Genomic DNA, 20,788 nt, shown 5'->3' on the forward strand with positions numbered 1-20,788 from the left:
CCTACCTCGCCCTGGCCGCGGCCATCGTCACCGTCCGTGCGCTGTGTCGGGCCGCCTGGCTGCTCTACCGCTGGGACACCCGACCACGATCACGACGCATCCGATGACCTACTGGCGGGGGCTCTAAGTGGGCCGCTACGGGACATCAGACAGCCTCGGGCCAGGTGCCCGCTATCGCCGCTCCCGCCGCTTCTGCTCTCGGATGGCAAGCGGGGACAAGACGACCGGCAACACTGCGCCGTACAGCACCAGTGCGCCGATGGTCAGGGGCTCGGAGGCGTTGACCCAGCCCGGGAGGCCCAGCGCGACGGCTGCAAGGAGCAGGGCCAGCGCGGTGATGCGGCCGACGCGGGTGTGCAGGACGAACCAGATCACTCCGGCCGGGGCCAGGTTCTCGGTGTCCTCTCCGCGTCCCACGATGCGGATCATGCCGACGGCTCCGTCGGACGCAACAGCAACGCCGCCGGGCGCGTCCCTCAACGGGCCGCTTCGGGACACACCCGGCGACCGATGGATCGGCGGACGTCAGTTGGACCGGTGCGTTCCTGGGAGGCGGATTCGGGGTGTCTCTTGCCCAGCCAGGTCATCGCCCTCCTCTGGGCGGTGCCCTGCCAGTTCACCACGACGGCGGGGCGAACTGCTGTCTGAAAGCCTCAGCACGATCAGCCGAAGATGGTCGGCCCAAGGCCTGGCGGAGGATTCTTCGGAAGAGCAAGGATGTGATCGTCGCGGCCCTTACCGCAGCGACGGCACACCTGATCTCGGTATTGATCCGGCCCCTGGTGCTCGTCGCGAGGATGCGCGTACACGTAAGAATGGACCCCGAGTCGGCATACCACTGGCTTCTTGGCCATGAGGGACGCTACGTCCTGGGACCTCCCGCCTCCAGGGTCGAAGGCCCCCCGCCCGCTGCTCCGTCGGATCCACGCCGCCGCTCCCGGACTCGCCGACGGGGATGTGCGGGCCGCTTGGGACACACCGGCCGGCGAGCAGCCTCGACCACGTCAGCTGGAGGTCCCCCTCCGGGTGCCCGCGGAGACGTCGTCACGCCACACGCCTTGACCGCGTTCCCGCGGGAACGTCCTTCCCGTCACCTCGGGACGAGCCGCTGGGGGCACTCCCTCGTCCCCGGGATCGGCGACCCCTCCTCGCTAGTCCTCGATGACGTCCAGCCCTTGCTCCCGCAGCCGCGCCAGGTGGTCCAGCATCCCCTTCACCACCTCCGGGTCGTGCCCCTCCCAGCTCTCCACCTCGCCGACGACGCGCAGCGGGTGGCGGGTGCGGTAGGACTCCGTGGGGTTCCCCGGGAACCTCTTGTCGGTCACGTTCGGGTCGTCCTCGAAGGGGCCCAGCGGCTCCACGACGTAGATGCGCCCCCGGTCGGTGTCCCCGGCCAACGCCGTCGCCAGTTCCGCGCCCCACGCCGCGGTGTCCACGAGCGCGGTGAAGTAGACGTGGTTCGACACCCGGCCCGCCTGGAAGTTGGAGCCGCGGCCGGGGACCAGCTCCTCGCCGGCCTCGAGCACGGACCTCGTCCCGTGGAAGAAGGGGCCTTCGACGTGCGCGCAGCGCTCGTAGGTCACGGGGACACGGGTGCCGCCGTTCTCGTCCATCGCCGTCCTCTCCTCGGGCACCGCGGGTCCGGCGTTCCCGCGGGAACGCCGTCGAGGGTCAGGTCGCGCGGCGCGTCCGGTCAGCCGTCGTCGGCCGGGTCGCCCACGTGCAGGCCCACCTCGACGTTCCCCGCGGTCGCCCGCGAATAGGGGCAGACGGTGTGGGTCTCCTCGAGCAGCGCGCGGGCCTGGTCGGCGTCCAGCCGGGGCAGGTGCGCGTGCAGGTCGACGGCGAGCCCGAAGTCGCCCTGCCCGCCGCGCAGGAAGTGCACCCGGGCGGTCACCCGCGAGCCCTCCAGCGCGTCGGCGGGCAGCCCCAGCCGCGGGACGCCGAAGCGCATGGCGCTGTGGAAGCAGGCGGCGTACCCGGCGGCGAACAGCTGCTCGGGGTTGGTACCCGGCCCGCCGTCCCCACCCATCGCCGCCGGCCGCGACAGCTCCAGCTCCAGCCGCTCGTCGGAGGAGACGACGGCACCGGTGCGCTGCCCGAACGCGGTGGCCTCGGCGGTGTAGACCCGCGTCCTCGCGGCGCTCACGCCAGCGCCCCGGCGACCACGCGGAGGTCGGCGACCAGCGCGTCGTAGGCGGCGGCGCGGGCGTCGTCGGGCGTGCGCAGCACCGCCGACGGGTGCGCGGTGGCCAGCATCCAGGTCTGGTGCGGCGCGTCCTCCTCGTCCGGCGCGGCGTCGTCGCCGTCCTCGGCCCGGGCCACCCCCGGCGGCGTCCACGGCATCAGCCGGCCGCGGTCCTTGGTGATCCGGAACGAGGGCGCGATGAGCGCCTTGGCCGCGACCGCGCCGAGGCACACCACCACCTCGGGCTGGAGCACGGCGAACTCCGCCTCCAGCCACGGCCGGCACGCGCGCAGGTGCTCCGGGCCCGGGCTCTGGTGGATCCGCCGCTTCGGCGTCGGGGTGAACCGGAAGTGCTTGACCGCGTTGGTGACGTAGGCGTCCCGGCGGTCGATGCCCGCGTCGCCCAGCGCCCGGTCCAGCAGCCGCCCGGCCGGGCCGACGAACGGCTCGCCCTTGCGGTCCTCCTGGTCCCCGGGTTGCTCGCCGACGAAGACGATCCGCGCGGTCTCCGGCCCCTCGCCGAACACCGTCTGGGTGGCCGGCTCCCACAATTCGCACGCCCGGCAGCCCGCCGCGGCGGCCCGCAGCCCGTCGAGGCCGACGCCCGAGGGCGGCTGCGCGGGCACGTTCTCCTGGCTCATGCGCCGATGGAAGCGCAGCCGCGGCCGCCGTGCACACTGGCGCCCCACCCACCGCGAGGAGGCCGCCCACCGTGAGCACCACCCACCTGATAGGCGGCGGCTGGGACCCCGCGGCGGCGGCCGACCTCTACGGCCCCTTCCTCGAGTCGGCCGGGACGGCACCGGTGGTGGCCGCCGTCGTCCTCGACGAGGGGGACGGCGGGGCGCAGTTCGAGCGCTGGGCCGGCGTGCTGCGGCGGACGGCGACCTGCGAGCCGGTGCCGGTGCTGGTGCCCCTCGGCGGTCGGCTGGACCCGGCCGCGCTGGGGGACGCCGACGCCCTGCTGGTCTGCGGCGGCCTCACCCCCGCCTACGCCGACGCGCTGGCCCCGGCGGCCGCGGGCGTGCGGGAGTGGCTGGCCGGCGGCCGCCCCTACGCCGGGTTCTCCGCGGGCGCCGCGGTGGCCGCCGAGCGGGCGCTGGTGGGCGGCTGGCGCTCCGGCGGCGTGCCCGTGTGCCCCGAGGACGCCGCCGAGGACCTCGACGAGCTGCGGCTCACCCCCGGGCTGGGCCTGGTGCCGTGGACCGTGGAGGTCCACTGCGCCCAGTGGGGGACCCTGCCGCGGCTGCTGTCCTCGGGTGCCGCGCACGGCCTGGCCCTCGACGAGGACACCGCCGTCCACGCGGACGGCGACGTCGCGCTCGTCGCCGGCCGCGGCACCGCGTGGCGGGTCACCCGCGACGGCGGCGCGGCCACGGTGACCGCCGCCCGCGCCGGCGACCGGCTGCGGTGGGCCGGGGAGGCCTGATCGCGCCCGCCGGAACGTGCCCGGGGTCACCCGGATAGCGTCGTCCCCGCAGGGCGGGGACGGCGAGGGCGGGGGTCGCAGCGGTGCTGGAGTTCGACGGGCTGACGAAGAGCTACGGCGCGAACCGCGTCCTCGACGACGTCACCTTCGCCGTCGCGCCGGGCACGATGTTCGGGTTCTGCGGCTCCAACGGTGCCGGCAAGACGACGACCATGCGCATCGCGCTCGGGCTCGTCCGGGCCGACGCCGGGGAGGTGCGCTGGCGCGGCCGGCCCCTGGACCACGAGGTCCGCCGCCGCATCGGCTACATGCCGGAGGAGCGCGGCCTCTACCCGAAGATGCGGGTCGGCGAGCAGCTGGCCTACTTCGCCCGGCTGCACGGCCTCGACGCGCGGGCCGCCGGCCGGGCCGCCGACGAGTGGGCCGGCCGGCTCGGCCTCGGCGACCGCCGCGGCGACGCGGTGGAGAAGCTGTCGCTGGGCAACCAGCAGCGGGTCCAGCTGGCCGCCGCCCTGGTCAGCCGCCCGGAGGTGCTGATCCTCGACGAGCCCTTCTCCGGGCTGGACCCGGTCGGGGTCGACGCGCTCGCCGACGGGCTGCTGGAGCAGGTGCGCGGCGGCGTCCCGGTGGTGTTCTCGAGCCACCAGCTCGACCTGGTGGAGCGGCTCTGCGACTCGGTCGGCATCCTGGCCCGCGGCCGGATGGTGGCCGTGGGCACGGTGCCCGAGCTGCGGCAGCGGGAGGCCGGCCGGCTGCTGCGGGTGGTCGTCCCCGACGCGCCGCGCGGCTGGGCCGCCGCCCTGCCGGGTGTGCGGGTCGTCTCCGAGCAGGCCGGCGACACGCTGCTGGCGCTCGACGCCGGCGGCGACGACCAGGCCGTGCTGGCCGCCGCGGTGCGCACCGGCCGGGTCACCCACTTCGCCTGGCGGGAGCCGACGCTGGTCGAGCTGTTCCGCGAGGCCGTCGCCGACGACCGGACCCCCGAGGCGGTGGCGGCATGAGCGAGCTGCGCACCCCGTCCAGCGCGGCGCTGGTCCGGATGGTGGCCGGCCGCGAGGTCTCCAGCCGCATCCGCGACAAGAACTTCATCATCAGCTCGGTGGTCATCGTGCTGCTGCTCCTCGGCGTGATGGCCTTCCAGGTGGTGGTCAACTCCGGGTCGGACACCAGCCGCCTCGCGGTGGTCGACGGCACCGAGGGCGTCGGCCCGGCCGTGCAGGCGCAGGGCGAGGCGGTCGGCCTCGACGTCGAGCTGGTCGACCTCCCCGACGAGGGCGCCGCCCGCGCCGCGCTGGAGGCCGAGGAGGTCGACGCCGTCCTCCTCGACGGGGGCGCGGCCCCCGAGCTGCTCCTCGCCGACCGCGACCCGACCCTGGAGGCCGTCGTCGGCTCGGCGGTGGCCGAGGTGGCCGTGACCGGGCAGCTGGTGGAGGCCGGCGTCGACCTGCAGGCGGTCCCGCAGCTGGGCGTCACCACGCTGGAGGGCGACGACGAGGCCGACGGCCAGCGGGTCGTCGTGGCGATCATCGGCGTCGCCGTCCTCTACGGCCTGCTCATCCTCTTCGCCCAGTTCGTGGCGCAGGGCGTCGTGGAGGAGAAGGCCAGCCGCGTCGTGGAGCTCCTGCTGGCCACCATGCGCCCCTGGCAGCTGCTGGCCGGCAAGATCCTCGGCCTGGGGGTCCTCGGCCTCGCGCAGATCGTGCTGATCGCCGTCGTCGGCGTCACCGGTGCCCTCGCCTTCGACGTCGTCAGCGTCCCGGGCGAGCTGGTCTCCACCGTGGTCACCGTCGTGGCCTGGTTCGTGCTCGGTTACGCCTTCTACGCCTCGGTGTTCGCCGTCGCCGCCTCGCTGGTCAGCCGCCAGGAGGACCTCGGCAGCGTGCTGACCCCGATGACGATCCTGCTGGTCGCGGGGTTCGTCGTCGCCATCCAGGCCGCCGGGGACCCGTCGAGCACGCTGGCCACCGTCACCTCCTACGTGCCGGGGCTCTCCCCGCTGGTGATGCCGGTCCGGCAGGCCGCCGGCGAGGTGGCGGTGTGGGAGATCGCCCTGTCGGTGGTGGTCATGCTCGTCGCGATCGCGGTCGTCGTCCGCGTCGGCGGCCGGGTCTACGCCGGGGCGCTGCTGCGCACCACCGGCAAGACCAAGCTGCGGGAGGCGCTGCGGGCCGAGCGGGCCTGAGCCGGACCACGCCTCCGAGGGGTGAGGACGCACCGAACGGGGGACGACGTCCCGCCTCCCGGCCCGGATGATCACGGGCATGGAGGACCTGGACCGGCGCATCCGGCTGCTGCGGACCTCCCGGGACACCGACGCCGTCATCGAGCTGGGTTGCGACCTGGTGGACGCCGGCCGGGGACGGGAGGCCGAGGCCTGCTTCCGCCGTGCCGCCGAGCTGGGCTCCCCGCTGGGCTGGTTCAACCTCGGCAACGCGCTGGCCGCGCGCGGCGCAGCCGCGGAGGCGGTGGACGCCTACGAGCACGCGCTCGCCGGCGGGGAGAGCGACGCCTGGCTGAACCTGGGCCTGGTGCTCGAGGACCTCGGCGACCTCGCCGGCGCCGAGCGGGCCTTCCGCGGCGCCGGCGCGGCCGGCGACCCGGCCGGCCTCCTGGAGCTGGCCTTCCTCCTCCGCGAGCAGGGCCGGGCCGAGGAGGCCGCCGTCGTCGCGGCCGGGCTGGCGCAGAACGGGCACGACACGGCCGCCGCCGTGCTCGCGAGCTGGCGCTGGGCCGAGACCCGGGACCCGGCGCTGGAGGCCCAGCTGCGGGCCGGTGCGGGGGCCTTCCCGGCGACCCGGACCGCGCTGGCGGCGCTGCTGCGCGACACCGGGCGCACCGGCGAGGCGCGCTGGTTCCTGGAGTGCGGCGCCAAGCGGGGCGAGCGCGAGTCCTGGCTGCCGCTGGGCAACCTCTACGTCGACGACCTGGGGGACGTCGAGTCCGCCGAGGAGGCCTTCCGGGCGGGGCTGGCCGCCGGCGACCCGTACTGCCACCACAACCTGGCCGTCCTGCTCGCCGGCCGCGGCGACCTCGACGGGGCCATCGAGCACCTGCGGCTCGGCGCGGCCGAGGGCGACGAGCTGGCCGCCCGCACCCTGGCCGACCTCGAGGGCTGACGCGCGGGGGCTCAGCCGGCCTGGTCCAGCCGGTCCCCCGGACCGCGGTACGGGGCGGCGGGCGGGCCGGTCACCCCCGGGCGGGCGGTGAACAGCCGGCCGGCGTCGGGCTGCGCGGCGCGGGCGGCGTCGTCCAGGCCCTCCGCCGAGGTGCTGACCACCAGCAGGTCGCGACCGGGCCCGGCGAAGGCGCAGCTGGAGGTCTGCGCCACCGGCACCTCGACCACGGCGAGCAGCGCGCCGTCCGGGGACCACCGGCGGACCTGACCCGCACCCCAGAGCGCGGTCCAGAGGCAGCCGGCGTCGTCCACCGTGAGGCCGTCGGCCGGCCCGTCGTCGTCGGCGAGGTCGAGCAGCACCCGGCCGCGGTCGAGCGCGCCGGTGGCCGGGTCGTAGTCGAAGGCGTGCACCACGCCCGGGCCGGAGTCGGCCAGGTAGAGGGTCCGCCCGTCGGGGGCCCACCCCAGCCCGTTGGAGACGGTCAGGCCGTCGAGCACGCGGGTCACGGTGCCGTCGAGGTCGACGCGGTACAGCGACCCGGCCCCGGGACGCTGGTCGAAGGCCATGGTCCCGCCGAACAGCCGCCCGGCGGGGTCGCAGCCGCCGTCGTTCATCCGCGTGCCGCCGGTCCCCGGCGTGCCGCCCTCGCCGGCCAGCTCCACCAGCACCCGCGCCGTGCCGCCGGGGGAGAGGTGGGTGAACCCGCCGTCGGCACCGAGCAGCCACCCGCCCGCCGCGGCGGGGACCGCGAACCCCACCGTGCCGCCGCCGCGGTCGCAGCCCACCTCGGTGAGCTCGCCGCCCGCGCCCAGGGTCGCGCGCCGGACGAGGCCGGCCGGGATGTCCACCCACACCAGCTCGCCGCGGCCGGCGTCCCACACCGGCCCCTCGCCGTGCTCGGCGGCCGCGGGGGCGGCGGGGCGTGCGGTCAGTCGCTCCACGGCCCCATCCTCGCCCGCGGTGGGCCGCGGCACCGCCGGGGACGCCCAGGACACGCACCCGTCACACCGACGGTCGATACTCGCGGGGTGTCCGAAGCCAGCATCGACGTCGCGGACCTGCGTCACCACGGGGGGGTGGACGCCGACGGCGCCGACGCCCCGCTGCGGGAGGACATCCGGCTGCTGGGCCGGGTCCTGGGGGAGGTGATCGGCGAGCAGTCCGGCGACGACGTCCTCGACCTGGTGGAGTCCACCCGCGTGGAGGCCTTCCGGGTCCGCCGCTCGGAGGTCGACCGGGCCGAGCTCGCCGGCCGGCTGGGCGACCTCGACGTCCGCGCGGCCAACCACGTCATCCGCGCCTTCAGCCACTTCTCCGTGCTGGCCAACCTCGCCGAGGACCTCCACCACGAGCGGCGGCGGCGGTTCCACCGGCGGGAGGGCTCGCCGCCGCAGAAGGGCAGCCTCGCGACCACGTTCCGGCTGCTCGACGCCGAGCGGCTCGACCCCGACGCGGTCGCCCGCCAGCTGCGCGGCGCGATGGTCTCCCCGGTGGTGACCGCCCACCCGACCGAGGTGCGCCGGCGGACCATCTCGCGGGTGCAGCGGCAGGTGACCGAGCTGATCCGGCAGCGCGACCGCTCCGCGGCCGGCGAGACCGGCGCCGACTGGGAGGCCGAGCTGCACCGCGCCGTGCTCACCCTCTGGCAGACCGCGCTGCTGCGGCTGTCCCGGCTGCGGCTGGCCGACGAGATCGACGAGGCGCTGCGCTACTACGAGCTGTCGCTGTTCGAGGTGCTGCCGGACATCAACGCCGAGCTGCGCCGGCAGCTGCGCGCCCGCTGGCCGGACGCCGGCCTGCTGGCCCGCCCCATGCTGCTGCCCGGCTCCTGGATCGGCGGGGACCGGGACGGCAACCCGTTCGTCACCGCCGAGGCCGTGCGGCGGGCGAGCACCCGCCAGGCGGAGACCGCGCTGGGCCACCACCTCGCCGAGCTGCTGGTCCTGCACGACGAGCTGTCGATGTCCGACCGGCTCATCACGCCCACGCGGGAGCTGGCCCACCTCGCCGAGGTGGCCCGCGACGACTCGCCGTTCCGCGCCGACGAGCCCTACCGGCGGGCGCTGTTCGGCATGCACGCCCGGCTGGCCGCCACCGCCGAGCGGGTCCTCGGGGCGGTGCCCGGCCCGGCGCCGCACGCCCGGCTCGAGCCCTACGGCAGCCCCGACGAGCTGCTGGCCGACCTGGCGGTCGTCGACACCTCGCTGCGGACGCACGGCGCCGGTGCGCTCGCCGACGACCGGCTCGCCCGGCTGCGGGAGGCGGTCGGGGTCTTCGGCTTCCACCTCTGCGGGCTGGACATGCGGCAGAACTCCGCGGTGCACGAGGAGGTGGTCGGCGAGCTGCTGGCCTGGGCGGGCGTCTGCGCCGACTACGCCGAGCTCGGCGAGGAGGAGCGGGTCGCGCTGCTGGCCGGTGAGCTGCGGATGCGCCGGCCCCTCGTGCGGCCGGGGGCCGGGCTCTCCGAGCTGGCCCGCGGCGAGCTCGACCTGCTGGAGGCCGCCGCGGGGCAGGTGGCCCTGCTCGGCCCGCGGGCCGTCCCGAACTACGTCATCAGCATGTGCGAGTCGGTCAGCGACGTCCTCGAGGTTGCCGTCCTGCTCAAGGAGGTCGGCCTGCTCGACCCCGACGGCGAGGACGGCCCCAGCTGCCCGGTCGGCATCTCGCCGCTGTTCGAGACGATCGACGACCTGCAGCGCGCCGGGACGACGATGGCCGCCGTCCTCGCCCAGCCGCTCTACCGCGCGCTGGTCGCCGACCGCGGCGACGAGCAGGAGGTCATGCTCGGCTACTCCGACAGCAACAAGGACGGCGGGTACCTCGCCGCCAACTGGGCGCTGTACCGGGCCGAGCTGGACCTCGTGGAGGTGGCCCGCGCCGAGGGCATCCGGCTGCGGCTCTTCCACGGCCGCGGCGGGACCGTCGGCCGCGGCGGCGGGCCGAGCTACGACGCCATCCGGGCCCAGCCGCCCGGCGCGGTGGCCGGGTCGCTGCGGATCACCGAGCAGGGCGAGGTGATCGCGGCCAAGTACGCCGACCCCGACCTCGCCCGCCGCAACCTGGAGGCGATGGTTGCGGCCACCCTCGAGGCCACGCTGCTCGACGTCGAGGGCCTCGGCGAGGACGCCGACGCGGCCTACGCGCTGCTCGACGACCTCGCCGGCCGGGCCCGGCGCACCTACGCCGAGCTGGTGCACGAGACGCCGGGCTTCGTCGAGTGGTTCCGGGCCGCCACCCCGATCCGGGAGCTGGCCGAGCTGAACATCGGCAGCCGGCCGCCCTCCCGCAAGCCCGGCGACCGGATCACCGACCTGCGGGCCATCCCCTGGGTGTTCAGCTGGTCGCAGGCGCGGATCATGCTGCCCGGCTGGTACGGCACCGGCAGCGCGCTGGAGAGCTACGTCGACGGCGGCGGGGCGGCCGGCTCCGACGAGCGCCTCGACCGGCTGCGCGGGCTGCACCGGCGCTGGCCGTGGTTCCGGACCATGCTGTCCAACATGGGCATGGTCCTGGCCAAGACCGATCTCGGGCTGGCCGCGCGCTACGCCGGGCTGGTGCCCGACGAGACGCTGCGGCGGACGGTGTTCGACCGGATCACCGCCGAGCACGAGCGCAGCTGCCGGATGCTGCTGGCGGTCACCGGCGACGACGGCCTGCTCGCCGACAACCCCGCGCTGGCCCGGTCGATCCGCAACCGGTTCCCCTACCTCGAGCCGCTGCACCACCTGCAGGTGGAGATGCTGCGGCGCCGCCGGCAGGGGGACGACGACGAGCTCGTCCGGCGCAACATCCAGCTGACCATCAACGGCATCGCCACCGCGCTGCGCAACAGTGGGTGAGGCCGGGGCCGGGCTCGGGGTGGCCACGACCGGCGCGCAGGTGCGCGAGGCGGCCCTCCGCATGGAGGTCTCGCCCAACGCGCTGGCCCCGGCCCTGCTGGACCCGAACGCCCGGGTGCTCATCGGCCCCGCCGGGGCGGCGCACCTGCGCCGCCAGTGGTCGCCCGACGGCACCCCCGAGGTGGTCGTGCTGCCCTCGGCCGGGCTGGACCTCGGCCGGCCGGAGGTGCTCGACGCCGCGGCCGGCTGGGGCTGCCAGCGGGTGCGGCACAAGTTCCGGGACGAGACCCTCCCCGTGCCGGTCCCGCCCGGCGACGCGCCGCTGACCGCCCGGTTCCGGCACGCGGCGGCGCTGGCCGCCAGCCGGGTGGAGATCGCCGTCGCCCTCACCCGCGACGACGACGGGGACACCCGCAAGGACGACGGCAGCCTGTCGGTCGCCGCCGACGACGCCGCGCACGAGGCCGCGGCCGCGGTCATGGCCGAGCTCGGCGTCCCGGTGCTCAGCGAGGAGCGCACCGATCCCGCCGACCCGGGCACGGGGCCGTGGGTGGTGCTCGACCCGCTCGACGGAACCGGGAACTTCCGCGCCGGGGTGCCGCCCTGGGCGTTCTCGGCGGCGCTGGTGCAGGCGGGCCGCCCGCTGGCCGGGGTGGTCGTCGACCTGTCCTCCGGCCGGCGCTGGGAGGGGGTGCCCGGCGAGGGCGCCCGCCGCGACGGGACCCCGGTGCACGTGCGAGCCGGCTCGACCGTCGTCCTGCCCTCGGCGCCCGGGGGCGGGGTGGTGCGGGTGCCCCCGTCCGCCCACCGGGTCCGGGTCACCGGGTGCACCGCCGTGGAGCTCTGCCTGGTCGCCGACGGGTCGGCCGCGGCCTGGCACGACGTCGACCGCGGCGGCACCCACGTGCACGACGTCGCCGGCGCGCTGGCCGTGCTCGCCGCGGCCGGCGGGGTGGCGCTGGACCCGGACGGCGAGCCCCTGCTGCTGCGGCCCGACACCGTGACCCTGATCCGCTTCGCCGCCGCCGCCGACGGGCGGACCGCCCGGGAGCTCATCCGCCTGGCGCGCTGACCGAGCGCTGCGCGCCGGCGGGTGCACCAGCGGGGGCGGACCGCCGGGGCCGGGTGGAGGGGGCGCGTCTCCGCGCGTGCTCAGCCGATCCGGTGGGCGGCCTCCCGTACCGCGGCGAGCAGCGAGTCCCACTCGTGCAGGGTGGTGCGCGCCCGGCCGCGCTCGGCCCCCAGCGCGACCTCGGCGGCGTCGATGGCCCGCCAGTCCTCCAGCAGCACCGGGTCGGCGCCCCGGGCCCGCAGCAGCTCCACCAGGTCGCCGCGGCCACCGGTCGGCCGCAGCACGCCGGCCGCGACGTCCTCCAGCAGCGCGGCCACCGTCTCCCGCGCGTCGTGCTTGTTGGTGCCCACCACCCCGGTGGGGCCGCGCTTGATCCAGCCGGCCACGTACTCCCCGGGCGCCGGGCTGCCCTCCCGCAGCACGCGGCCGGCCGCGTGCGGCACCGTCCCCCGGCTCTCGTCGACGGGCAGGCCCGGTAGCCCGCTGCCGCGGTACCCGACCGAGCGGACGACCAGGTCGGCGGGCACCAGCTCGACGTCCCCGGTGCCGGAGGCGCGGCCGTCCTCGTCGACCACGGTCCGCTCGACCTCCACCCCGGTCACCCGGTCCTCGCCGGCCAGCCGCACCGGCCGGCCGAAGAAGCGGAGGGTCACCGTGGGGCGGCCCGGCTCGGGGGTGTTGCCGGCGAACTCGCGCAGCACCCCGATGTTGCGGGCGACCAGCCGGTCGGGCGGTGGCGGCTCGTCCTCGCCAGGCAGGTCGGCCGGGTCGACCAGCACGGTCGCGCCGGCCACGTCGCCCAGCTCGTCGAGCTCCTTGGTGGTGAACGTGGCCTGGACCGGGCCGCGCCGGCCCAGCACGGTCACCCGCTCGACCGGGGCGGCGGCCAGGACGTCGAGCACGTGCTGGGGCATGTCGGTGGGGTCGAGCTCCTCGGGCGTCCGGACGAGGACGCGGGCCACGTCGAGCGCGACGTTGCCGACGCCCACGACCACCACGTCCCGGACCCCCTCCAGCGCCGCCTCGACCTTCGCGCGGTCGGCGTCGGGGTGGCCGGTGTACCAGGCGACCAGCTCGGTGGCGGCCAGGCTGCCCAGCAGCTCCTCGCCCTCGATGCCCAGCCGGCGGTCCAGCGCCGCGCCGTAGGTGTAGATGACCGCGTCGACGGCCTCGAGCAGCTCCGCGCAGGAGACGTCGGTGCCGATCGACACGTTGCCGACGAACCGCACGCAGGGGTGCTCCAGGGCCCGGTGCAGGGTCTCCCGGATCGCCCGCATCTTCAGGTGGTCCGGCGCGATGCCGTGCCGGACCAGCCCGAACGGCGTGGGCAGCCGGTCGACCAGGTCGACGGCCACGGGGACGTCGTCCTGCCGGGTCAGGGCCTCGGCGGCGTAGATGCCGGCGGGCCCGGCGCCCACGACGGCGACCCGCAGCGGTGCGGACGGGGGGCCAGGGGGAGTGACGGCCGACACGACAGGCATCCTGACCCGGCCGGGCGCGCGTGCGCCAGGCTCCACCCCGATCTCCCCGGAGGAAGCACGTGTCGATCGTCGTCGTCGCCACCATCAGCCCGCAGGCCGAGCACGCCGCCGAGGTCCGGGAGGCGGTGCTCGCCGCGGTCCCGCAGGTGCACCAGGAGCCGGGCTGCGCGCGCTACGCGCTGCACGAGGCCCAGGACGGCCGGCTGGTGATGGTGGAGCAGTGGCAGAGCCCCCAGGCCCTGGCCGCGCACGGCAAGGCCGAGGCGATCACCGAGCTCGGCCGGCGGCTCGAGGGCAAGCTGACCGCCGCCCCGGAGGTGGTCGTCCTGACCGCCGTGCCGGCCGGGGACCCGGGCAAGGGCGCGCTCTGACCCGCTCGGTCCGCGCCGCGCTCAGCGGCAGGGGTGGTTGTGGTCCAGCCCGCCGGTGACGTACTGGGCGAGCACCACCCGGCCGCCGCCGACCAGCGGCGGGAGCGTGCAGTTGGCGGCCGCCTCGGAGCGGGTCGTCGCGCCGGCCAGCCAGCTGTCCAGCTCGTACAGCGGGCTGTCCGGCGGCACCTGGCCGGCGATCCGGCCCCACTGGTAGCCGGTGGAGTAGAGACCGACCTCGGCGCCCAGGCCGGTGAGGTGGTCGGTCATGCCCTCGAGCGCCGCCCGGTTGCGCGCGGCGGCCTCGGGGGAGCGCTCCTGCCAGGTGTTCATGGTCTCGACGTCCAGCCACCACCGGTACCCGGCCGGGTCGGGGTCCAGGTCGGCCTCGGTCGCGGCCGGGACGAAGAAGGAGTTGACGCTGGCGTAGGACCGCAGCCAGCCGTACTGCCAGGAGCAGGCCAGCGTGTTGCCGCCCAGGCAGCGGCCGTACGGCGAGCGCCCGGACTCCGGCCAGGTGGTGACCAGGTGGCGGACCTGCCCCGGGTTGGCGGTGTTGAGGTAGAGCTGGACCTCGGGCTGGCCGCTCACCCGGCCGGTCGCGGACTCCGCCGCCCACTCCAGCTGCTCGGCCAGGCACGGGTTGGGCCGGGTGGCCAGCCCGCCGTTGACGCCGACGACGGCGAACGCGGGGTCCTCGGGCAGGTCCTCGTCGCACTGCGGGTGCGATACGTCGTAGCCGACCCGCCCGTCGTCGGGGCCCCGCCCGTTCCCGCGGGCCGGTTCCCCGCTGCTCCGGTCGGCCCCGCTGCCGCCGTCGTCCCCGCGGCCGCGCGCGTCCCCGCTGCCCCGGTCGTCGTCCCGGCCGCCCCCGGGGGCAGCGGACGCCGGGGGAGCGGCGAGCACCAGCGCCAGGCAGACCAGCGCGAGGCAGGCGAGCAGGCGCACGGCGGCCCGGGCCGCCGGGGGGTGCGCCGTCGCCCTCATCGGTCCACGGTAGAACGCGGGCGGGGCGGCGGTCAGACCGCCTGGCAGACGGGGCACCAGTGCAGGTTGCGGCCGACCATGACCTCGGTGCGCACCGGTGTCCCGCAGATGCGGCACGGGAGGCCGGTGCGTCGGTACACGTAGTGGGCGTCCTCCCGGCGGACGGCCCCGCGGCGCCGCCCCCGGTCCTCCGGCCGCGTCGTGACGATCCGGCCCATCCGGACCCCGGCCCGCATGAGCGCGCGCAGGTCGGCGTAGAGCGCGGCCCACAGGTCGGTGTCGACGTCCCGGCCCGGGCGGAACGGGGAGACGCGGTGCCGGAAGAGGATCTCGGCGCGGTAGACGTTGCCGACCCCCGCCAGCACCGACTGGTCCATGAGCAGCGCCCCGATGGCGGTGCGGCTGCCCTGCACGCGGCGCAGGGCGCGCCCGTCGTCCCGCCGCGGGCGCAGCGGGTCCGGGCCGAGCCGGGCCAGGATGCCCTCCACCTCGGGCGGGGTGAGGACCTCGCAGGCGGTCGCGCCGCGCAGGTCGGTCCAGGCACCGAACCCGTCCGGCCCCTCGCCCACCCAGCGCATCCGCAGCGCCCCGCGCGGCGGCGGGGGAGCGCCGGTGCCCGCGGCGAAGGAGCCGTAGAGGCCCAGGTGCACGTGCAGGGTGTCCTCCCCGAACCCGGCGAACAGGTGCTTGCCGTAGGAGGTCACGTCGTCCAGCACCCGGCCGTCGAGCAGGGCGGCCCCGGCGGCGAAGCGGCCCTGCGGGCTGGACACGCGCACCGGGCGGCCGGCGAAGGCCAGCGACTGGTCCTGGGCCAGCCGGTACAGGGTGTGGCCCTCAGGCACGGCGGACCCTCTCGTAGCGGTCCAGGGCCACGTGGCGCTCCTCGGCGTGGTCGACGATCGGCAGCGGGTAGCCCTCGGGGACGCCGTCCGGGCTGTCCCAGGGGCGGTGCACGTAGCGCCTCGGCACGTCCCGCAGCTCGGGCACCCAGCGGCGCACGTACTCGCCGTCCGGGTCGAACTTCTCGCCCTGGGTGACCGGGTTGAACACCCGGTAGTAGGGGGAGGCGTCGGTGCCGGTACCGGCCACCCACTGCCAGCCGTGGTTGTTGCTGGCCAGGTCGCCGTCGACCAGGTGCGCGAGGAAGTGCCGGGCCCCGCGCCACCAGTCGACGTGCAGGTCCTTCACCAGGAACGACGCGACGATCATCCGGACCCGGTTGTGCACCCACGCCTCACCGAGCAGCTGCCGCATGCCGGCGTCCACGACGGGGTAACCGGTGCGGCCGGCGGCCCAGGCGGCGAACCGCTCGTCGGCGTCGGGCCCGGTGTCGTAGCGCATCGCGGCCATCCGGCGGTCGTAGGGCTCCCTGTGCGTCTCCGGGCGGTGCCAGAGGACGTCGGCGTAGAAGTCCCGCCAGGCCAGCTCGTTCGCGTACGCGTCGGCCGCTGCCCCGCCGACCTCGGCCAGGTCGCCCAGCAGGGTGCGCGGGTGCAGGCAGCCGTACTTGAGGTAGGCCGACAGCTGGCTGGTGCCGTCGGTGCCCGGGGTGTTGCGGGTGTCGGCGTACCCGGCCAGGCGCTCGTCGCGGAAGCGCCGCCACGCCGCCCGCGCCGCGGCCTCGCCCGCCGGGGGGAGCCGGACGCCGCCGAGGTCGGGGGCCGGCGGCGGGGCGTCGGCGCGCAGGCCGGTCAGCCACGGCACGGTGCGCGGGCGCGGCGCCGGGGCGCGCCAGCCGTGCGCCCGCCAGGCGCGGGCGAAGGGGGAGAAGACGCGGAACGGCGTCCCGTCGCCCTTGGTCACCCGGCCCGGGGTGACCGCGTAGGGCGAGCCGGTGCGCTCCAGCGGGACGTCGCCCAGCGCCCGCTCGACCGCCGCGTCGCGCTGCCGGCCGTAGGGCCCGGTGTCGGCGGAGACGTGCACACCGGTGGCCCCGACCTCGCGGGCCAGGGCCGGGACGACCCGGGCCGGGTCCCCGTGGCGCAGCACGAGCGCGCCGTCGAGCTGGTCGGACAGGTCGGCGAGGCAGTCGAGCAGGAAGGCCCGCCGCGGGTCCCCGGACGGCCCCCACAGCCGGTCGTCGAACACGAACAGCGGGAGGACGGCGCCGTCGGGACCGGCGGCGTCCCGGGCGGCGAGGAGGGCCGGGTGGTCGGCCAGCCGGAGGTCGCGGCGGAACCAGAGCAGGACGGTCGGCACCCGGGCAGACTAGGTCGCGCACGACCGGCTTGCAGGACGCAGAAGGGCCCCTCCACCCGGGCGGCGGAGGGGCCCTCGCGCGTCGGCCTCAGCGGTCGGCGGTCTCCAGGCCGAAGTGCGGCCGGTCGTCCTCGCTGACCAGGTCGAGGTACTCGGGGTGCTGCTGGATGTAGTGGCGGACGAACGAGCAGTAGGGCAGCACGTGCAGCCCGCGCTCCCGCGCCGCGACGAGCACACCCGCCACGAGCGCGGAACCGATGCCGCGGCCCCCGACCGCGGGGTCCACCTCCGTGTGCGGCAGCGCCATGGTGCCGCCCTCGACGTGGTAGCTGGCCAGGCCGACCACCCGGTCCCCGAGCAGCACCTCGAAGCGCCCCCGGTCCGGGGCGTCGACCACACGTGTCTCCATGCTGCTGTTCCACCTCCGCTCCGCCCCGGCGCCGTTGCCGGGACACGACATGCGTACTCGAACGGTAACGCCTCGGAGGACCCCGTGGTTTCGCCCCGGCGGGCGAGTCGATCCCCCGGGCGCGGTCACGGAGCGTGGCGTCGCCGGGCCGGGACCCGTCGTCGGGCGGTCCTGGAGCCCCTAGGCTCGGCCCTCGTGACCGCCCGGCTGTTCGCCACCCTCGGCTACCGCGACGCCCGGGCCGCCCTCGCCTGGCTGGCCGCGCTCGGCTTCACCGAGGTCCGGCGGCAGGAGACGCCCGAGGGGCAGGTCCTGCACGCCGAGGTCCGGTGGGGCGACGCCGTGCTCGTGGTCGCCGGGAACGGCACCGCGACCGGGGCCGACGACGCGGCCGACGCCGGGGCCGTCGTGCGCCCGCCCACCACGTGCGGCCTCTACCTGCGCGTGCCGGACGTCGACGGGGCCTTCGAGCGGGCCGTCGCCGCAGGCGCCCGGCCGGTGCTCGCACCGGAGCGGACGATCTGGCACACCCGCCAGGCCCGGGTCGTGGACCCCGGCGGCCAGGAGTGGACGTTCGGCACCTACGAGCCCGGCGTCGGCTGGTAACCCGCGGGCGCCGGCGGGGCGCCGGTCCGGCGGCACGGGCAGCACGGGCTCCCCGTGCCGGTCGTCAGAACATCCCGTTGTCGTTGGCGGAGTGCTCGGGGAGGACCTGCAGGACGTCCCAGTGCTCGACGACCTTGCCGGCCTCGTCGAGGCGGAAGATGTCGATGCCGGCGTAGTCGTGATCGCCGGGCCAGGTCTGGTGGCAGTGCAGGACGACGAGGTCGCCCTCGGCGATCGCGCGCACGAAGCGCACCTGCTTGCCGGGGTGGTCGCGGGCCATCCGCTCGAAGTAGTCGACGAAGGCGGCCTTGCCGTCGCCGACGTGCGGGTTGTGCTGGGTGTACGTGTCGCCGGCGTAGCGCTCGAGGGCCTCGGCCGGGCGGCACCGGTTGAACATCAGGTCGTAGAAGGCCTGCACCGTGTCCTTGTTGCGCTGCAGGCGGTCGGTGTCGGTCACGGGTGCCTCCTCGGCGGGGGCGGCGGTTGCCGGGTGGGGAAGGGTGCCGGTGCGGCCGCCGCGGCGTCGTGGCGCTGCGGAGCCGCGCCGATCCGGCGGCACCCGCCTCGTTCCGTGCTGCTCGTCACACGCTGCTGCGATCCACGCAGCACCCAGCAGCGGCCGGCGTCCGTGCATTCCGCGCCGGCCGTGCGGCGTCCTCGAGTTCGGCCGCCGGTGCGGCCTCCCCCCGACTCAGCCGCCGCTGTGGCGGAGGAGCGCGGCGCGCCGCTCCAGGCGCGCGGGGACGACGAGCACGGGGACGACCAGCGCCAGACCCGCCGCGACCGCGAGCCACCACCAGGGCGACCGCGCGACGGCGAGGGAGCCGGTGACCAGCACCAGGACGGCGGGCAGCACCAGGGCGCGGGTCCGGGTCGCCCGGAGCGTGAGCAGGCGGTCCTCCACGAGTCCCTCGGGTGCTCGGGCCACCGGCCGGGCCACAAGAGGTCCGCGAGCTGCGGTGGGGCAGGGAGCTGCGGTCTGTCCCGCATCCGCGCAACAGGCCTCGGCGTGCTGCCGGTAGAACTCGAACCTCCTGGCGAGCCGCGTCGAGGGGCCTTCTCAGCCCGTCAAGTGGGCGAAGACGATGACGTTGTCGAGGTACTCACCCGTGTCTTCGTCGAAGGATCCACCGCAGGTGATGAGCCGTAGGCCGGCGTGGTCGATGTCGCCGTAGACCCCTTCGGTCGGGAAGTCGTCCTTCGGATACTTCTCAACCCGGTCGACGCGGAAGGTTGCGACCGTGCCGTCGGCCCGGTCGATGACTACCGTGTCTCCGGGGACGAGTTCACGCAGTCCGTAGAAGGCGCCGGGTTCTCCCTCCCAGTCGACGTGACCGGCCAGGACGGAGGGGCCGAGCTGACCGGGGTTGGGACTGCCGCCGTACCACCCCACCGGGTATGCGCCGGGCGGGACCTCCATGGAGCCGTCCCGCTCCAGGCCGAGCTCCATGATGCGGGAGGTGACCCCGAGGGCTGGGATCTGGACCCGGACGGGGGCGCTGGCGGGCATCTGCGGAATGGCGCCTGCTGGCATGGCCGATTCCGCACCGGTGTCAGACGAGCTCGTCGAGGGTCCGGCGTCGGTCGAGGGGGTGACGGCGACCGGGACCTCGAGCCGGGCTGGGTGGCTCGCTGCCGTCGGCAGGAACACGATAGCCGCGATGCCTCCGGCGGCGAGCAGTGCTGAGGTTCCGGTCCAGACGCGCGCGGCGCGGGGCCGAGGTGCACGGTGTCGCGCCCGCCCATACCGAGTGACGTGCCGTGGTCGGGCCAGCAGCGCATCGACGTCGACAGCAGTGCCGGCGGACCGCGCTGAAGGCACCGGCGGGGGGTAGGCCTCCCCGATGCGCACCACACCCCCCGCCTCGGCCTCTGCGAGGCCGGGGCGGGGGGTGGGCGCGCGGTGTCGCACGTCCCGCCGGTCAGGCGCCTGCGCGGGAGCTGCGCCGGGCAGCGAACGCGGCGCCACCGGCCGCGGTCAGCGCCGCACCCCCGAGGACATAGGGCAGCGCGTTGCCCTCATCGCTGGACGAGCTGCCGTCACCGGCGGCGACGGCACCCGCCGGCCGGGTGGAGACCTGACTGCCACTGGTGGTCCCGGTCGTCGTGGTGCCACCCGCACCGCTCGTCCCCCTGCTCGGGAGGTCCTCGCACGCCACGCCGGGGACTCCACTGGACTCGGTCCCGATGGGGCCATCCAGCCCGTGCGGGTCGCTCGTGTCCTTGTCGTACTCGGCCTGGGCGTCCTCCTGGTATTGGAAGTCCGGGCAGTTGTAGAGGTCGGCGGCGTGGGCGGTGCCGGAGAAGCCGAAGGACAGAGCTGCGGTGAACAGGACACCAGCAGCTGCGGTGGTACGACGACGCATGATTCGGACTCCAAGAGCTTCGGGATGAGGCGACTGCCACCCTTACACAGTGGAGTCGTTCCGATACCGAATGCGCCTGAAGTGCTTGTGTCGACACTCAACTGATCAACTGGCAACCCTTGCCGATCGTGCTCACATGGGTCTCACGCGTCTCGAACGAGCCCGCCCTCTCGACGGAGGAGTGCATCGGCTACGGGTGCAGCCTGGAGCAGGACGCCGAGATCAAGATCAACGGGTGGAAGCGGGAGGCCAACGAAGGTCAGTAGCCACTGACTGGGCCGGTCCTGCGGACCTCGGGCTCCGGAACCCACATCCCTGAAGGCGGCCTCATGGACACTCGGCTTAAGCCTTGTCGTCGGGGCGCGCCAGGGATCCGGACACACGACACCCGGGTCGCGCGGCTACAACGCGTATCCGACGCCCTGCTGCGCTTCCGTTGATGTCGAACGGCCTAGCTAGCGCAGGTCACGGTGTACCCACGACGCCGCGGCCACGTTGCTCATCGCGTTGAGAGAGCGGCCGCTCTCCTGCACGCCGGTGATGACGCGGAGGTGTCACCGATGTCGCCGATGGCTCTCATCACGGCCTGCGATCTGGGTGTCAACGACGGCCCAAAGTTGACCCCCTAGCGACGGCTGAAAGTTGACCCCCTCGTGGTCATGCGTCTTCGGTGGCGGCCGCGTGTGGGCGGCCGAGGTCGCGGTCCTTGAGTCGGTAGCTGTCGC

23 protein-coding genes and 1 pseudogene are annotated in these 20,788 nt (G+C 75.7%); 10 read left to right on the forward strand and 14 right to left on the reverse strand.

Going from position 1 to position 20,788, the window contains the following annotated elements; genetic code table 11:
* A pseudogene (locus D0Z06_RS24240) lies at window positions 1-107 on the forward strand (IS5/IS1182 family transposase); the annotation flags it as partial.
* Between the two features lie 64 nt (window positions 108-171).
* On the opposite strand, the gene D0Z06_RS24245 reads toward D0Z06_RS24240, so the two are convergent.
* The 4 genes from D0Z06_RS24245 to D0Z06_RS24260 all read right to left on the reverse strand — a co-directional run bounded on the left by D0Z06_RS24245 (window position 172) and on the right by D0Z06_RS24260 (window position 2,829).
* The gene (locus tag D0Z06_RS24245; RefSeq protein ID WP_117380116.1) at window positions 172-429 is read right to left on the reverse strand and encodes a hypothetical protein; all 258 of its coding nucleotides are present in this window, start codon (window positions 427-429) and stop codon (window positions 172-174) included.
* 722 nt (window positions 430-1,151) lie between these two features.
* A complete protein-coding gene (arr, locus tag D0Z06_RS24250) occupies window positions 1,152-1,613 on the reverse strand; it encodes an NAD(+)--rifampin ADP-ribosyltransferase (protein ID WP_117380117.1) in 462 nt (153 codons plus the stop codon).
* 80 nt (window positions 1,614-1,693) lie between these two features.
* Window positions 1,694-2,149, reverse strand: coding sequence for an organic hydroperoxide resistance protein (locus D0Z06_RS24255; RefSeq protein WP_117380118.1), 456 nt, complete (start codon window positions 2,147-2,149; stop codon window positions 1,694-1,696).
* Window positions 2,146-2,829, reverse strand: a complete 684-nt coding sequence (locus tag D0Z06_RS24260; RefSeq protein WP_117380119.1) for a UdgX family uracil-DNA binding protein — start codon at window positions 2,827-2,829, stop codon at window positions 2,146-2,148. The genes D0Z06_RS24255 and D0Z06_RS24260 overlap by 4 nt, the downstream gene beginning before the upstream one ends.
* Before the next feature lie 71 nt (window positions 2,830-2,900).
* On the opposite strand from D0Z06_RS24260, the gene D0Z06_RS24265 reads away from it, so the two are divergent.
* From D0Z06_RS24265 to D0Z06_RS24280, 4 genes are all read left to right on the forward strand, one after another.
* Window positions 2,901-3,617, forward strand: coding sequence for a type 1 glutamine amidotransferase family protein (locus D0Z06_RS24265; protein ID WP_117380120.1), 717 nt, complete (start codon window positions 2,901-2,903; stop codon window positions 3,615-3,617).
* Window positions 3,618-3,700: 83 nt separating this feature from the next.
* Window positions 3,701-4,618 (forward strand): ABC transporter ATP-binding protein, encoded by a 918-nt coding sequence (locus tag D0Z06_RS24270; RefSeq protein WP_117380121.1) that lies wholly within the window; start codon window positions 3,701-3,703, stop codon window positions 4,616-4,618.
* Complete coding sequence (locus D0Z06_RS24275) at window positions 4,615-5,799, forward strand: ABC transporter permease (protein WP_117380122.1); 1,185 nt, start codon at window positions 4,615-4,617, stop codon at window positions 5,797-5,799. The genes D0Z06_RS24270 and D0Z06_RS24275 overlap by 4 nt, the downstream gene beginning before the upstream one ends.
* 79 nt (window positions 5,800-5,878) lie before the next feature.
* Window positions 5,879-6,733 (forward strand): tetratricopeptide repeat protein, encoded by an 855-nt coding sequence (locus D0Z06_RS24280; RefSeq protein WP_117380134.1) that lies wholly within the window; start codon window positions 5,879-5,881, stop codon window positions 6,731-6,733.
* Between the two features lie 11 nt (window positions 6,734-6,744).
* Here the strand turns inward: D0Z06_RS24280 and D0Z06_RS24285 are convergent, their stop codons facing one another.
* Window positions 6,745-7,674 carry an SMP-30/gluconolactonase/LRE family protein gene (locus D0Z06_RS24285; protein ID WP_117380123.1) on the reverse strand — a complete coding sequence of 310 codons (930 nt, stop codon included), beginning with the start codon at window positions 7,672-7,674 and terminating at the stop codon, window positions 6,745-6,747.
* 87 nt (window positions 7,675-7,761) lie between these two features.
* Between D0Z06_RS24285 and ppc the strand changes: the two genes are divergently transcribed.
* Entirely contained in the window at window positions 7,762-10,572 is a 2,811-nt protein-coding gene (ppc, locus tag D0Z06_RS24290; protein ID WP_117380124.1) for a phosphoenolpyruvate carboxylase, read from the forward strand.
* The gene (locus D0Z06_RS24295) at window positions 10,565-11,644 is read left to right on the forward strand and encodes an inositol monophosphatase family protein (protein ID WP_233517938.1); all 1,080 of its coding nucleotides are present in this window, start codon (window positions 10,565-10,567) and stop codon (window positions 11,642-11,644) included. The genes ppc and D0Z06_RS24295 overlap by 8 nt, the downstream gene beginning before the upstream one ends.
* An 80-nt stretch (window positions 11,645-11,724) precedes the next feature.
* Here the strand turns inward: D0Z06_RS24295 and D0Z06_RS24300 are convergent, their stop codons facing one another.
* Window positions 11,725-13,116 (reverse strand): FAD-dependent oxidoreductase, encoded by a 1,392-nt coding sequence (locus D0Z06_RS24300; RefSeq protein WP_233517939.1) that lies wholly within the window; start codon window positions 13,114-13,116, stop codon window positions 11,725-11,727.
* Window positions 13,117-13,184: 68 nt separating this feature from the next.
* On the opposite strand from D0Z06_RS24300, the gene D0Z06_RS24305 reads away from it, so the two are divergent.
* Entirely contained in the window at window positions 13,185-13,496 is a 312-nt protein-coding gene (locus D0Z06_RS24305; protein WP_117380126.1) for a putative quinol monooxygenase, read from the forward strand.
* Window positions 13,497-13,517: 21 nt separating this feature from the next.
* Here D0Z06_RS24305 and D0Z06_RS24310 read toward each other — a convergent pair whose 3' ends face one another.
* From D0Z06_RS24310 to D0Z06_RS24325, 4 genes are all read right to left on the reverse strand, one after another.
* Window positions 13,518-14,483 carry a glycoside hydrolase family 25 domain-containing protein gene (locus D0Z06_RS24310; RefSeq protein WP_117380127.1) on the reverse strand — a complete coding sequence of 322 codons (966 nt, stop codon included), beginning with the start codon at window positions 14,481-14,483 and terminating at the stop codon, window positions 13,518-13,520.
* A 32-nt stretch (window positions 14,484-14,515) separates the two neighbouring features.
* Window positions 14,516-15,325: an Fpg/Nei family DNA glycosylase gene (locus D0Z06_RS24315; protein ID WP_117380128.1), complete on the reverse strand. Its 810-nt coding sequence runs from the start codon at window positions 15,323-15,325 to the stop codon at window positions 14,516-14,518.
* Window positions 15,318-16,682, reverse strand: coding sequence for a cryptochrome/photolyase family protein (locus tag D0Z06_RS24320; RefSeq protein WP_117380129.1), 1,365 nt, complete (start codon window positions 16,680-16,682; stop codon window positions 15,318-15,320). The genes D0Z06_RS24315 and D0Z06_RS24320 overlap by 8 nt, the downstream gene beginning before the upstream one ends.
* 88 nt (window positions 16,683-16,770) lie before the next feature.
* Entirely contained in the window at window positions 16,771-17,142 is a 372-nt protein-coding gene (locus D0Z06_RS24325; RefSeq protein ID WP_370453383.1) for a GNAT family N-acetyltransferase, read from the reverse strand.
* A 144-nt stretch (window positions 17,143-17,286) separates the two neighbouring features.
* Here D0Z06_RS24325 and D0Z06_RS24330 point away from each other — a divergent pair, with 144 nt between their 5' ends.
* On the forward strand, window positions 17,287-17,697 hold the full coding sequence (locus tag D0Z06_RS24330) for a VOC family protein (protein WP_117380131.1): 411 nt from the start codon (window positions 17,287-17,289) through the stop codon (window positions 17,695-17,697).
* A gap of 64 nt (window positions 17,698-17,761) precedes the next feature.
* Here the strand turns inward: D0Z06_RS24330 and D0Z06_RS24335 are convergent, their stop codons facing one another.
* The 4 genes from D0Z06_RS24335 to D0Z06_RS24350 form a co-directional block, all read right to left on the reverse strand.
* Window positions 17,762-18,154 (reverse strand): nuclear transport factor 2 family protein, encoded by a 393-nt coding sequence (locus D0Z06_RS24335; protein WP_117380132.1) that lies wholly within the window; start codon window positions 18,152-18,154, stop codon window positions 17,762-17,764.
* A gap of 234 nt (window positions 18,155-18,388) precedes the next feature.
* Window positions 18,389-18,601 carry a hypothetical protein gene (locus D0Z06_RS24340; protein ID WP_147332123.1) on the reverse strand — a complete coding sequence of 71 codons (213 nt, stop codon included), beginning with the start codon at window positions 18,599-18,601 and terminating at the stop codon, window positions 18,389-18,391.
* 156 nt (window positions 18,602-18,757) lie between these two features.
* Window positions 18,758-19,207, reverse strand: coding sequence for a class F sortase (locus tag D0Z06_RS26640; protein WP_233517940.1), 450 nt, complete (start codon window positions 19,205-19,207; stop codon window positions 18,758-18,760).
* 412 nt (window positions 19,208-19,619) lie between these two features.
* Window positions 19,620-20,063 (reverse strand): hypothetical protein, encoded by a 444-nt coding sequence (locus tag D0Z06_RS24350; RefSeq protein ID WP_199522521.1) that lies wholly within the window; start codon window positions 20,061-20,063, stop codon window positions 19,620-19,622.
* 128 nt (window positions 20,064-20,191) lie between these two features.
* Here D0Z06_RS24350 and D0Z06_RS25565 point away from each other — a divergent pair, with 128 nt between their 5' ends.
* Window positions 20,192-20,329, forward strand: a complete 138-nt coding sequence (locus tag D0Z06_RS25565) for a hypothetical protein (protein WP_158580074.1) — start codon at window positions 20,192-20,194, stop codon at window positions 20,327-20,329.
* Window positions 20,330-20,788: the final 459 nt, after the last annotated feature.

The organism is Geodermatophilus marinus (genome assembly GCF_003428645.1).
In the GTDB taxonomy this organism is placed as follows: Bacteria; Actinomycetota; Actinomycetes; order Mycobacteriales; family Geodermatophilaceae; genus Geodermatophilus.

Coding starts and splice junctions, on each gene's coding strand:
- arr (WP_117380117.1), bottom strand. CDS start 1,613: ATGGACGAGAACGGCGGCACCCGTGTCCCCGTGACCTACGAGCGCTGC.
- D0Z06_RS24350 (WP_199522521.1), bottom strand. CDS start 20,063: ATGCGTCGTCGTACCACCGCAGCTGCTGGTGTCCTGTTCACCGCAGCT.
- D0Z06_RS26640 (WP_233517940.1), bottom strand. CDS start 19,207: ATGCCCGCCAGCGCCCCCGTCCGGGTCCAGATCCCAGCCCTCGGGGTC.
- D0Z06_RS24325 (WP_370453383.1), bottom strand. CDS start 17,142: ATGTCGTGTCCCGGCAACGGCGCCGGGGCGGAGCGGAGGTGGAACAGC.
- D0Z06_RS24310 (WP_117380127.1), bottom strand. CDS start 14,483: ATGAGGGCGACGGCGCACCCCCCGGCGGCCCGGGCCGCCGTGCGCCTG.
- D0Z06_RS24260 (WP_117380119.1), bottom strand. CDS start 2,829: ATGAGCCAGGAGAACGTGCCCGCGCAGCCGCCCTCGGGCGTCGGCCTC.
- D0Z06_RS24275 (WP_117380122.1), top strand. CDS start 4,615: ATGAGCGAGCTGCGCACCCCGTCCAGCGCGGCGCTGGTCCGGATGGTG.
- D0Z06_RS24280 (WP_117380134.1), top strand. CDS start 5,879: ATGGAGGACCTGGACCGGCGCATCCGGCTGCTGCGGACCTCCCGGGAC.
- D0Z06_RS24245 (WP_117380116.1), bottom strand. CDS start 429: ATGATCCGCATCGTGGGACGCGGAGAGGACACCGAGAACCTGGCCCCG.